Source organism: Massilia sp. CFBP9026 (assembly GCF_034045165.1).
GTDB lineage: Bacteria > Pseudomonadota > Gammaproteobacteria > Burkholderiales > Burkholderiaceae_D > Telluria > Telluria arenae.
On record NZ_JAXCWH010000003.1, the window covers coordinates 531,870 to 544,806 of the forward strand.

The window sequence follows — 12,937 nt, forward strand, 5'->3', positions numbered from 1 at the left end:
GGTGACCGCCCGCTGGCTTCCTACCTTCTCGATGCCGGCGCGGAGCCGAATTCGTCGGCGCCGAGGTCGATCGTGCCTTCGATGCGCGCCTGCCCGTTGATGTCGGTGACGCCGTTGACGGCGATGGCGCCGCCGGCAAAGTAGCGGCTCCACAGCGGCGAGGTCCAGCTCGTCAATGCGACGCTCGTTGCGCCGACACCGATGGCGGGCGAGGTCGCCTGCAGGTTCAGGTCGCCGCTATCCGGCGCGATGAAGCGTGGATTGGCAAGCACCCGCACACCGGGCAGGCTGCCGCCGCTGGCGTTCGTGCCCCACCACAGGTTGGTTCCCCACACATTGCCGCTATGGCCGCTGCCGTAATTCCCGTAATTGTCCGCCGCGGGGCCCGTCCCGAAGAAGATGTTGTTGCTCAAGCGCGAGTCGATCACCTTGTGCTGGAACACGATCTCGGTGCCCCAGCCCTTGTTCTTGTAGAACGAGTTATTGTGCACATGGATGCGGCGCGCCGCGCCGACGCTGGCATTGTAGCCGCCGACCGTCAGCCCCACTTCACGGTTCTTGTAGACGAAATTATTCGACATCACGATGTCCTCGGTCGCCTTGCCGGCATGTTCGCTGGCGAACTCGAAACCGAGATCGTTGCCGCTCGACGTGTTGCCGTCGAAGACGATGTAGCGGCCGCCATCGACGTAGAAGCCGGCTGCCGAGCCCACGCCCATATACCAGGGATTGGTCTTGCTCGAGTTGTTCACCGCGCGGTTGTTCTTCACGATGCCGTTGCGCGCGCGGTCCTTGTCGCCACAGGCGCACTCGCCCTCGAAGCCGATGAAATCGAGTCCGATATTGTTATTGTCGTGGACGTAGTTATCCAGGACTTCGAAACGGTCGATATTTCCGTTGAGTACCAGCGCCTCGCTGGACTGCAGCACGTTCTGATAGACCTCGTTGCCTTGCACGAGCAAGTCGGTGATGCCGGTGGCATTGGTGCCGAACACAGCCAGGCCATGGGCGCCGACCCAGCACGCATCCCCATCATCCTGCGTACAGGTGCTCGTATGCTTGATGCCATGGATTTTGTTGTTGACGATCTGCAGATTGCTCCCGTTCCCTTCGACCAGGATACCGACCGGCGACGCGCTCACGCTGCTGGTCGTGAATGCGGTGATCTCGAATCCCTCGACGCGCACGTAATTCGAGTTACGGATAGTGATCAGACCCTGGCGACCGGAGGGTGTCACACCCGTGCCGCCGCGCAGGACGACGCCTGGATCGGCCTTGATCAGGATGCGTGCGCTGGCAGTACCAGATTTTCCCGAGACGAGCACTTTCTGCGTGTAGGTACCTGGCAGTACACGGACCGTATCGCCGGCGACAGCGGCATTGACCGCGGTCTGGATCGACTGGCCCGGCGCAACCGTGATGACGGCGGCATGCGCCAGTTGCGTCGAGACCAGCAGGCAGGCTGCTGCAGCGGCTGGGGCCGTCAGTTTGAGGAAGGCTTCGAAGTGTTTCAAAGGTGTCTCCGGTGGGTGATGGTGCGTAAATACTAATCACCCCACTTCGTTAAATCAACCTGTTTTTATGTTTAAAATCAATATTCGAAAGTATATTTAACTAAAAACGTAATAAAACTAACTAACTGAGAATGGATTCGATGGTTTCGTTAATTTTCGTTTGGTGGGTTGCGGGCCTGGTGCGATCGGATACACCGCGCACCGCCAGCGCCTGGCCCGCGCCTGTCGGACGTGGGTTGCGTGCAGCATGGCGCTGGGCGCCGCCGTCGTCGACCTTGAACACGCTCACCAGGCGCGCCAGCGTGGCCGCCTGATCCTCGAGCGAGGCGGCGGCTGCTGCTGCTTCCTCCACCAGCGCGGCATTTTGCTGGGTCACGCTGTCCATCTGCGTGATGGCCTCATTGACCTGCTCGATGCCGACGGTCTGCTCGGCGCTGGCCGAGGCGATCTCGGACATGATGTCGGTCACGCGCGTGATGCCTTCGACGATTTCCTGCATCGTCGTGCCGGCCTGGTCGACCAGGCGGCCGCCGGCGTCGACCTTGGCTACCGAGTCGGTGATCAGGCCGCGGATCTCCTTGGCCGCGCCGGCCGAGCGCTGCGCCAGGTTGCGCACCTCACTCGCCACCACCGCGAAGCCGCGCCCCTGCTCGCCGGCGCGCGCCGCTTCCACCGCGGCGTTGAGCGCCAGGATATTGGTCTGGAAGGCGATGCCGTCGATGACGGCGATGATATCGCCGATCTTCTTCGACGACTCATTGATCGAGGCCATGGTCGACACCACCTGCGACACCACTTCGCCGCCGTGCGCGGCGATCTGCGACGCGTTCTTGGCCAGCACATTGGCCTGGCGCGCATTGTCCGCGTTCTGGCGCACGGTGCTGGTCAATTCTTCCATCGACGAAGCCGTTTCTTCCAGCGAACTGGCCTGCTCCTCGGTGCGCGACGACAGGTCGAGGTTGCCGGTGGCGATCTGCTGCGAGGCCGTGACGATGGTCTCGGTGCCGGCGCGCACCGCGCTGACGGTCTTGAGCAGGCTGTCGTTCATGGTCTTGAGGGCAGCGAGAAGCTGGCCGACTTCATCGCCCGAGGCCACGTCGATGCGGGCGGTCAGGTCACCCGCGGCGACCTGGCGCGCCAGCCCCACGGCATGACCCAGCGGCACCGTGATGCTGCGGGTGAGCAGCCAGCCAAACAGGGCGCCGATCGCGAGCGCGCTCACGCCGAGTGCCGTCAGGACCTGCCTGGCCGAGACATTGAGTGCGTCGATATTGGCTTGCGCCTCGGCCGACAGCGACTCTTCATAGGCGACCACCGCCTGGACCGACGCGACGTATTTGTCGACTTCGGGCATCACCCTGTCGCGGAAGAAGGCCCGGACCTCGGGATGCCCGGCGCCCAGCGCCGCCTTGCGCTTGAAACCCTCGTCGCGCAGGCCGGTGTAGCGGCTGCGCTGGCTGGCGACGGCGTCCATCAGCGCCTTGCCCTGACCGGTGTCGATCATCGCCTCGAGCCGCTTCTGCGTGGCGCTCACGCCGGCGCTGGTCTTCTTCATCTCGGCGTCGTAGTGCGCGTCCTCGGCCGGATCGGCGCTGCTGGCCTTGGCGCGGGTGCGCACGGCGTTGCCCTCGATGCCGCGCAACCACTGCTGGGCAAGGTTGACGCTGAGCGCGGCATCCGCCATCACGGTCTTGGCCTCGGCGATGCGGTTGAGTTGCCATAGCGCGCTGACGAGCATGACCGCCACGAGGGCGAGGACGGCGGCGAATGCGCCGCCGAGCCGGATTCCAATCTTGAGGTCGCTGATTTTCATTGTGTCTCCTGTTCGAATGACGAGGTGGCCAGTCATCCCACGCGACGCCACGGGTGTGACAATGTGTGAGATTTCATTGCTCTACATCAAGGATAAGCATGGATCGCGGGGTATGGACTACCGGGAGTCCATAAATATCCATGCATGTTGCTGACAGGGGACAGAAAAATAGCGGAACGATATGAGGTGGTAAGCGATTGATATCGTTTGTTTGCGCGGCGACCACACAGATAGCGGGCCGCCGCAGCGGGTGCAACAGTTCGGACGGATCAGGCGATCGCGTCTTCTTCCACTTCCACCTGCGAGGTGCGTTCGACACGGCGAGAGACAGGCGTGCGCACGACCAGCGCGCCGCCAGCCGGCGCGCGGCGAACGCTGCGGACCGCGTTCTCATCGCCGACCTTGAACACGCTCACGATCTGCGCCAGCGCCGCTGCCTGCTCCTGCAGCGAGCCAGCTGCCGCCGCCGCTTCTTCGACCAGCGCGGCATTCTGCTGGGTCACGCTGTCCATCTGGGTGATGGCTTCGTTGACCTGCTCGATGCCGACGGTCTGCTCGGCGCTGGCCGAGGCGATCTCGGACATGATGTCGGTCACGCGCGTGATGCCATCCACGATTTCCTGCATCGTCGTGCCGGCTTCGTCGACCAGGCGGCCGCCCGCGTCGACCTTGGCCACCGAGTCGGTGATCAGGCCACGGATTTCCTTGGCCGCACCGGCCGAGCGCTGCGCCAGGTTGCGCACTTCGCTTGCCACCACCGCGAAGCCGCGGCCTTGCTCGCCGGCGCGTGCCGCCTCCACCGCGGCGTTGAGCGCGAGGATATTGGTCTGGAACGCGATGCCGTCGATGACGGCGATGATGTCGCCGATCTTCTTCGACGATTCGTTGATCGAGGCCATGGTCGACACCACCTGCGACACCACTTCGCCGCCATGCGAGGCGATCTGGGAAGCGTTCTTGGCCAGCACATTGGCCTGGCGCGCGTTGTCGGCGTTCTGGCGCACGGTGCCGGTCAGCTCTTCCATCGACGAGGCGGTTTCTTCCAGCGAGCTGGCTTGCTGCTCGGTGCGCGACGACAGGTCGAGGTTGCCAGAGGCGATTTCCTGCGATGCGGTGACGATGGTCTCGGTGCCGGCGCGCACCGCGGTGACGGTCTTGAGCAGGCTTTCGTTCATGGTCTTGAGCGCCGCCGTCAGGGTGCCGAGTTCGTCGCGCGAATCGACGTGGATGTCGGCGGTCAGGTCGCCCGACGCCACTTGCTGGGCCAGGCCGACGGCGCGCGCCAGCGGGTGGGTGATGCTGCGGGTAAGCAGCCAGCCGAATAGGGCGCCAATGGCGACCGCGGCGATGCCGATCAGGGTCAGCATGCGCTGCACCGAGGCGCTGATGTCATCGATGCTGGCATTGGCCTCGTCGGCCATCTTTTCCTGGAAGTCGGCCAGCTTGCCGGCCGCCTCGGTGTAGGCGCGCATTTCGGGCATGACCTTGGTGTCGAGGAAGGCCAGCAGTTCCGGATTGCCGGCCCCGAGTTCGGTCTTCATCTTGTAGGCCTGGTTGCGCACCGAGCCGTACTTGGCGCGCTGTTCGACCAGCGCCGTCAGCAGCACCTTGCCGTCGGCACTGACGATCACTTCTTCGAAGATCTTTTGCAGCTCGCCGGCGCGCTTGCTGATCGCCTTCATGCCTTCTTCGTAGGACTGCTCTTCGGCCGGGTCCATGGCACGGATCTTCGCGACGGTGCTGACGGCATTGGTGATGATGCCGGCGCGCATTTCCTGGGCCAGCTTGGCCTTGTCTGTGGCCGACGCCATCGCTTCTTTGGCGTTGGTGATATGGTTCAGCTGCCATAGGGCAGTACCCAGCATGACGACCATCATGGCGAGAATGACGGCAAAGGCGCCGCCGAGGCGGATGCCGATATTGAGATCTTTGATTTTCATGGTTTCCAGTTCCGAGGACGAGAGAGCCTTGTGACTTGTCAAATCGCAGGATGTAACGTTGGGAGGGCGTTATATGATCCGGTCAAAAGTACACGTTGTAGCTAAGCAGGGGAAACCTAAAAGTGTGGTTTATGCTCTCGATGTTGCAAACGGGAAACGAAATAATGTATGGATGTTACGGCTCAATAACACTTACATATTAGAGTTATTTTATATTCAATATAATTTTGGTATAGATTTATATCGCCACCATATATATGGCAGCAATCTATTTTTAACAAATTTTCGACATTTGATTACAGCGAGCCTCCCTTTTCGGCGGCTTCCAGCACCCGCAGAAGATTGCCGCTCCACAGCTTCGCCAGATCGGCATCCGACATGCCGTCCGCCTTCAGGCGTTCGGTAATGCGCGGCAGTTGCGCCACATTGTCCAGTCCTGCAAGTCCTCCGCCGCCATCGAAATCGGCGCCCATGCACACGTGGTCGATGCCGGCCACCGCGATCAGGTGCTTGAGCGAGGCGATGTACTGTTCGAAGCTGGTCTGCCACAACGGTTCGACCGCATCGAGCGCCAGCCACTCGCGGCTCAACGCGGCTTGGTCAAGCGGCGCCAGCGTGCCGATGTGTTCGAGCCGGTCGAACAGCGCCGCGCGCTGGGGGCCCATTTTCAGTTCGCTCAGGTAGATGGTGGAGGCGCAGATCGCGCCGCCGCCTGCCGCGATCTTGCGAATGCGCGCGTCGTCGATATTGCGCGGATGATCGTAGCTGGTGCGCGAGTTCGAGTGCGACAGCAGCAGCGGGGAAGCGGACAAGGCCAGCATCTGGTCGACTGTGGCGTCCGAGGCATGGCTGGCGTCGATCGCCATGCCCAGCCGGTTCATCTCGCGCACCCAGTCGCGCCCCAGCGGCGACAGGCCGTTCCACGCGGGCTTGTCGGTCGACGAATCGGCGAACTGGTTGTTCTTGCTGTGGACGATGCCGACCAGGCGCACGCCCTGGCGCTGGAAGTCTGCCAGCGCCGCCATCGCCGCGGCGCCGTCGCCCAGTGGATAGCTGTTCTCGATGCTCTTGAACGCCACCAGCTTGCCGGCGGCGTCGAGGCGACGTGCTTCGGCAGCCGTGGTGGCGACGCCAATGCGGTCGGCATGGCGCGCCAGCGTCGTGTCGATCAGCTGCGAGCGCGCCAGCGCGTGGGCGCGCGCCGCCGCATAGCCCTCTGGCGTCAACGACCCCTGGTCGGTGAAGATGGCGAAGAAGCCGCCATCGAGACTGCCTTCGCGCATGCGCCCCAGGTCGACCTGGGCCACTTCGACGGCGGGATCGTGGCGCGCGCCGAAGTCCCACCCGACGCGGCCGAAGTGCACCGGGGTGTCGAGGTGGGCGTCGAGCGTGAGCAGGCGGCGGTGCGCTTCATCCACCGGTGCGCCGCCGGGCGCGGCGCAGCCGGCGAGCGCGAACAGGCAGGAGAGGGCGAGGCTGGCAGTCGTGGTCTTTTTCATTCGGTCGTCTTGATCGGGGTGAAGTTCAGGTCCGCATAATCCCAGCTGAAATCGGCGATCGGCGACACCGGCGCCAGCTTGATGCCGCCCACCTTGCCGTCCTTGTCGAAGGAAAAGCTAAGGTACGCCGGTTCCAGCGCCTGATCGTCGAAGCGGGTGATCCAGGTATCGTACTGCCAGTGCTCGAGCCGGCCCGCCATGCGCTGGGTCGAGGTGAAGTCGACCCGCAAGCCCTTCTTGTCCTGGGTAATGGCGAGCTTGCCGTACCAGGGATCGGCATATTCGCCCACCAGGCTTGCCGGCGGCAGCGACGGCGTCGATTTCACCGGCTTGGCCTGCTTGGTCTTGAGCAGTTCCAGGCCCTGTTTCACCTTCTTCGCCTTGTAGGCCTGGAAGGTCGCCGGCCAGTCGGCCTGTGGTTTACCCAGGTAATGGTCGGCCAGTTCGTACATCAGGCCGCGCACCAGTTCTCCGTCTTCGCTATTGATGGCGATGGCGAAGCCCACGTTCTGCTCGGGCAGCAGTACCACGGCGGTGCCGAAGCCGAATACCGCGCCGCCGTGCCAGATCATGCGCGCGCCGCGATAGTCCATCAGGTCCCAGCCCAGGCCATAACTCGACAGCTTCGATTCGATCAATTTGAGCTCGGGCGGCATCGGCCCGGTGGGCATCGGCATCGATGGCGTCCACATCTGCTCGTGGGTCGCGGCGCTGAACACGCGCTTGCCCTCGGGCGTGGCGCCGGCGCCGAGCAGCGTGTGCAGCCAGCGCGCCAGGTCGTTGGCGCTGCTGGCGATGCCGCCGGCCGGGGCCGCGTTGCGTCCCAGGTCGTCGCGCTCGTCGAGCCGCACCTGGTCGCCGGCGCCGCGCAGGCCGCCGTTCATACGCGCATGCGGATAGGCGCGGTTCGCGGTCGCGAAATTGTCTTCGTTGTGGGTGGTCGACACCGTCATACCGGCCGGGCGCAGCACGTGCTCACGGGTGTACTCTTCCCAGGTCTTGCCGCTGACCTGTTCGATCAGCTGCCCGGCGACCACGTACATCAGGTTCGAATAGGCGTAGGTGCTGCGAAAGCTCGTCGCCGGTTCCAGGAACCGTACGCGGTGCACGGTCTCGGCGCGCGAGAGCTTGCTGCGCGGGACGAACAGCAGGTCGCCGGCGCCGTAGCCAAGGCCGCTGCGGTGGGTCAGCAGATCGCGGATCGTGATCTCGCGCGTCACCCAAGGGTCGTACATCTGGAAGCCCGGCAGGTGCTCGGTCACCTTGTCGTCCCACTTGATTTTTCCATCGTCCACCAGCGTGGCCAGCGCCGCTACCGTGATCGCCTTGCCGGTGGAGCCGGTCGGGAACAGGGTGTCGCCATCGACCGCCGCCGGCGCGCCCAGCTGGCGCACGCCGAAGCCGCGCGCCAGTGTGGTCTTGCCGTCTTCGACGATGGCGATCGCCAGGCCCGGTACGCCAATGCGCTGGCGGAGCAGCTCGACGCGGGTTTCGAAGTCGGCCGGCGGGGCCGCCAGCGCGGGCGCGCAGGCGAGGGTGAACAGCAGTGCAGAGCAAACGTGTTTCATGGAGTCTCCTGGCAGGCGTCGAGCAGGCGTTCGAAGGCGGGGCCGCCGCGCATCGGATCGGCGACAGGATACGGCAAGCGCGCGGCATAGGCGGCAATTTCGGCCTCCGCCACCGCGGCGTCCATGCCGCCGGTGTTCAGGGCCACGCCGACGCAGCGGATAGCAGTATTGGTCACCCGGCCCAGCGCGATGGTCTGCGCGATCACGGTCTCGATCGACGGCAGCGGCGATGCGGGATAGCCGAGCAGGTGGTCGCGCCGCGGATCGTGGCAGACCACGAACATATCGGGCTGGCTGCCGTGCAAGAGGCCCAGCGAGACGCCGGCGAAGGCCGGGTGGAACAGCGAGCCCTGGCCCTCGATCACGTCGACGTGGCCGGGCGCCGCGGCCGGGCTGAGGATCTCGGCGGCGCCGGCCACGAAGTCCGAGACCACGGCGTCGATCGGCATGCCGCTGCCGGCGATCATGATGCCGGTCTGGCCGGTGGCGCGGAAGCTCACGTCGGCGCCGCGCGCGGCCAGGCCGCGGCTGAGCGCGAGCGCCGTGTACTTCTTGCCCAGCGCGCAGTCGGTGCCGACCGTCAGGATGCGGCGCCCGCTGCGCGGCAGGCCGGTGGCGATCGGGATGTCGGCCGGCGGCGTGCGCACATCGACCAGGCGCCGGCCACTGCGCGCGGCCGCTTCACGCAGGGCGGGCAGGGCGTCGAGGCGCACATGCATGCCGGAGACGATGTCCAGGCCGGCGTCGAGCGCCGCTGCCAGGGCCGGCACCCACGCATCGGGGATGCCCCCGCCCGGCGCCGCCACGCCGATCACCAGCGCGCTCGCCCCTTGCGCCGCCGCCTGTTCGCAAGTGAGCTGCGGCAGGCCGGCCGAGACGGTGGCTTGCGGCAGGCGCAGCTCGCCAACGCAGCGCTCGCGGGCCCAGTCGCGCAGGCCGAAGGCGGTCTTGGCGAAGCCCGGTTCGGTGACGTCGCCGAGGAACAGCAGGCAGCGGCCGATGGCGCGGTTGTCCATTGATGAAGGCATCAATACTCCCGGGTCAGGGTGAAGCCAACGGTGCGCGGCGCGATCACGCCTGTGCCGAGAGCGCCGTTCGGATAGGCAAACATCCCGTTCGGCATGAGCTCGGCCGTCGAGAGCTTGCCGTCGCTATTGCCCAGGTTCTTGCCGAACACCTCGACGGTCCAGTTGCCGAGTTCGAGGCCGGCATAGGCGTCGACCACGTTATACGACGGGATCTCGCGCTGGCGGCCGTTGGCCAGGCGGTAGTCGGGATCGAAGCTGGCGTGTTGTCCGGCCATGCGCCGCACCGAGGCGCCGGCGAAGGCCGGCGTGGTGTCGCCGATGGTCCAGCGGTAGTCGGCCAGCAGCGCCGCCGTGTACTTCGGCGAGAACGGCAGGCGGTCGCCCTTGTAGCCGCCGACCAGCTGTGGGTCGGTGTCGTCGTCCAGGCGCGCCTTGTTCCAGGCCCCATTGGCCGACAGGCGCAGGCCCTGCAGCGGACGCCAGCCGGCGCTGATCTCGACCCCGTCGGCGGTCGCGCCGGCGCCATTGGCGTTGATGCCGAAGCCGTTCACGTTCGCCAGCAACTGGATGTCCTTCCACTTGATGTGGAAGGCCGACAGGTCGAGCGACCAGCGGCCATCGTCGGTCTGGGTCTTGAGGCCGGCCTCGTAGCTCATCACGCTGTCCGACTCGTAGCTGGTCGGCGTGCCGGGTGGGGCGTTCGGGGGCAGCACGTTCGGCCCGCCGGGACGGAAGCCCTTGGCCGCGCGCGCGTACACGGCGGTGCGTTCGCTGAACTTGCGCTTGAGCGAGACGGCGTAGGTGAAGACGTCTTCCGACGATTCCGCGCGGTTGTCGGCAGGGGAGGTGAGCACGCCATCCCCGAGCTGGTGGGCGTCCTGCTTGTTGTGGCTGTAGCGGCCGCCGATATCGAGGTCATACACCGGATTCAGGTGGATGGTGGTGTTGGCGAACGCGGCGACCTCGCGGTAGTTCGAGCCCAGTTTCACGTCGGCCAGCATCGGCAAGCCGGAGGCCGGTGTCATTGTGCCCGGCACCAGGGCGTGGTAGCGCTGGGCCAGGTCGCCCTCCTCGTCGGTGTAGTAGAGACCCGCCAGCCAGTCGACCCGGCTGCCGCCGTTGGAACTCAGGCGCAGCTCTTGCGTGAACTTCTTGACCTCCAGCTCCATGCCCAGGTACATCTCGTTGGGTACGCCCAGGTTGTCCTCGACGAACTGGCTCAGATTGGTCGTGGCGTCTTCGCGCGCATATTGCTTCTGGGTGCTGTAGCTGGTCGAGGAGGTGAGGCTGGCGCTGCCCAGGTTCCAGTTGGCGGTGCCGTTGAAGACGCGGTAGTGGATGTCGCGCATCTGCGGCACGAATTGCGACTGGGTCGGACGGCCGTAGAGCGTTTCGAGCGACTCTGGATCGCTCTCCACGATGCTCGGCGCGTCGGTGGCGATATTCTGCGCGACCGCGGTCAGCCGCAGGTCGAAGTCCTTGTGCGGCTTGTATAGCAGCGAGGCGCGGCCGCCATAGTTCTCGGCCTTGTTGATGTCCTTGGCCACGTCCGAACCGGCGGTGCCGATCGAATCGATGAAGCCGGGCTCCTTCTGGTACGAGACCGAGGCGCGCGCGGCAAGCGTCTCGCTGATCGGGGTATTCACCACCAGGTTCGTGCGGTACGAGACGCCGCCGCCGTCAACCGATGCTGCGCCGATGCGGGCGCGCATGGCGAAGCCGTCGAAGTCCGGCGCATTGGTCACGAATTTCACCAGGCCGCCGAGCGAACTGGCGCCATACAGCGCGCCCTGCGGGCCGCGCAGCACCTCGACCCGCGCCAGGTCGAAGGTGTCGAAGTCGCCGGCCAGGATCGCGCCGTTGGCCAGGCCGCTGCTCGAACCGAACGGCGTCTCGTCGAGGTACACGGCGACGGTGGAAGCCACGCCGCCGGTGTCGAGGCCGCGCAGCACCAGGCGGCCTTCGCCCGGGGTGCTCTGCACCAGCTGCAAGCTCGGCACCAGTTTCAGGTAGTCGGCGAAGCCGGTGGCCTGGTGTTTTTCCAGCGCGTCGCCGCCGACCACCGACATCGACTGCGGCACGTCGACCATGGTCTGGGCGCGCTTCTGGGCGGTCACGACCACCTGCTGGACGTCTTCGCGTTGCCGCTGTTGTTCTTGCCCGGCCGCGTAGGCACTGGATACCGCGAGCGCCATGGATGTCAGGACGATGCTGCCTGCTGCTTTTGGCGTGGGAAATGCCATGTGGTTCTCTCCTGTTTCTCGTTATCGTTTCAGGGACATCAAGCGTTGGCGCCGACGGCGACCCCGCCGGCATGCAGCCGGTCCGCGTGCTGCATCGGACCGTTGAGACGCCACAGCAGGCCGGCGGAGAGCGCCGCCAATGCCGCCAGCAGGGCGAAGAAGGCGCCGGGTTCGAAGCGGCTCCACAAGCTGCCCACCAGGCCGGCCGACAGGCTGCCGGCGAAGGTGACCAGGAACCAGGCCGCGACCGTGGTGCTGCCCAGGTGGCGCGGCGCCAGGCGGGCGAACAGCCCCAGGCCGGTGGGCAGGATGAACAGCTCGCCGATCGTCAGCACCAGGAAGAACAGCACCAGCCAGATCCAGCCGGTGGCCGCGCCGTCCGCGCGCCAGCCGGCGGTGGCCAGCACCAGGTAGGCGCCGGCCACGATCAGCGCGCCGCAAGCCATGCGCCGCAGCGGCGCCTGGTCGACGCCGCTAGCTGCGCGGCGGTGCCAGTAGGCCAGCAGGGGCGGCGTGAGCAGCATCACGAACAGCGGGTTGAGGGACTGGAACCAGGTCATCGGGATGGTCCAGTCGCCCAGGGTGCGATCGACGCCGCTGTCGGCCCACAGGGCCACCGTGTTGCCGACCTGTTCGTAGGCGGCGCGGAACACCGTCACCGCCAGGCCGATGCCGACCAGGACCAGCACGGTCTCGCGACCCAGTCCGCGCGGGGCAGGAGCGCCGGCCGCCTGCGTGCGCAGGGTCTCGGGCGGCAGGTAGCGCTGTCCGGCGACGTAGACGACAAGGCCGAGCAGCATGCCGATGCCGGCCAGGCCGAAGCCGTAGTGCCAGCCATACAGCTCGCCGACCGTGCCGCAGATCAGCGGCGCCAGGAAGCCGCCGATGTTCACGCCGACGTAATACACATTGAAGGCCCAGCCGCGGCGGGCGTCGCCATGCTTGTACAGGTCGCCGACCTGGCTCGGGAGCGACGGCAGGAACAGGCCGTTGCCGAGAGCGATGGTGGCCAGCGCGACGTAGAACAGCGTGTCGAAGGTCATCATGAAGTGCCCGGCCGCCATGATCGACGCGCCGATGATGATGGCGCGCCGCTTGCCGAGCCAGCGGTCGGCCAGCACCCCGCCCAGGATCGGCGTGAAGTAGGCCGCCGCCGTGTAGGCGCCGTAGATGAACGAGGCCTGGGTCTGCGCCAGCAGCAGTTCCTTGGTCATGAAGTAGACCAGCAGCGCGCGCATGCCGTAGTACGAGAACTGTTCCCACATATTGGTCAGGAACAGGATCGTCAGCCCGCGCGGATGGCCGAACCAGGTGGCTTCGTCGTGCATGCCG

8 protein-coding genes are annotated in these 12,937 nt (G+C 65.8%); all 8 read right to left on the reverse strand.

Annotated elements, in window-relative coordinates:
• Positions 1-20 precede the first annotated feature (20 nt).
• The gene (locus tag SOM28_RS10765; RefSeq protein WP_320468098.1) at positions 21-1,514 is read right to left on the reverse strand and encodes a right-handed parallel beta-helix repeat-containing protein; all 1,494 of its coding nucleotides are present in this window, start codon (positions 1,512-1,514) and stop codon (positions 21-23) included.
• 121 nt (positions 1,515-1,635) lie between these two features.
• Positions 1,636-3,327, reverse strand: coding sequence for a methyl-accepting chemotaxis protein (locus SOM28_RS10770; protein WP_320468099.1), 1,692 nt, complete (start codon positions 3,325-3,327; stop codon positions 1,636-1,638).
• 269 nt (positions 3,328-3,596) lie between these two features.
• Entirely contained in the window at positions 3,597-5,267 is a 1,671-nt protein-coding gene (locus SOM28_RS10775; RefSeq protein WP_320468100.1) for a methyl-accepting chemotaxis protein, read from the reverse strand.
• Between the two features lie 296 nt (positions 5,268-5,563).
• On the reverse strand, positions 5,564-6,766 hold the full coding sequence (locus SOM28_RS10780; RefSeq protein WP_320468101.1) for a dipeptidase: 1,203 nt from the start codon (positions 6,764-6,766) through the stop codon (positions 5,564-5,566).
• Positions 6,763-8,334, reverse strand: a complete 1,572-nt coding sequence (locus SOM28_RS10785) for a serine hydrolase (RefSeq protein ID WP_320468102.1) — start codon at positions 8,332-8,334, stop codon at positions 6,763-6,765. Before SOM28_RS10785 ends, SOM28_RS10780 begins: the two co-directional genes overlap by 4 nt.
• A complete protein-coding gene (locus SOM28_RS10790) occupies positions 8,331-9,362 on the reverse strand; it encodes an N-acetyltransferase DgcN family protein (RefSeq protein WP_320468103.1) in 1,032 nt (343 codons plus the stop codon). The genes SOM28_RS10785 and SOM28_RS10790 overlap by 4 nt, the downstream gene beginning before the upstream one ends.
• On the reverse strand, positions 9,362-11,605 hold the full coding sequence (locus tag SOM28_RS10795) for a TonB-dependent receptor (protein ID WP_320468104.1): 2,244 nt from the start codon (positions 11,603-11,605) through the stop codon (positions 9,362-9,364). Before SOM28_RS10795 ends, SOM28_RS10790 begins: the two co-directional genes overlap by 1 nt.
• Before the next feature lie 38 nt (positions 11,606-11,643).
• Complete coding sequence (locus SOM28_RS10800) at positions 11,644-12,933, reverse strand: peptide MFS transporter (protein ID WP_320468105.1); 1,290 nt, start codon at positions 12,931-12,933, stop codon at positions 11,644-11,646.
• Positions 12,934-12,937 lie beyond the last annotated feature (4 nt).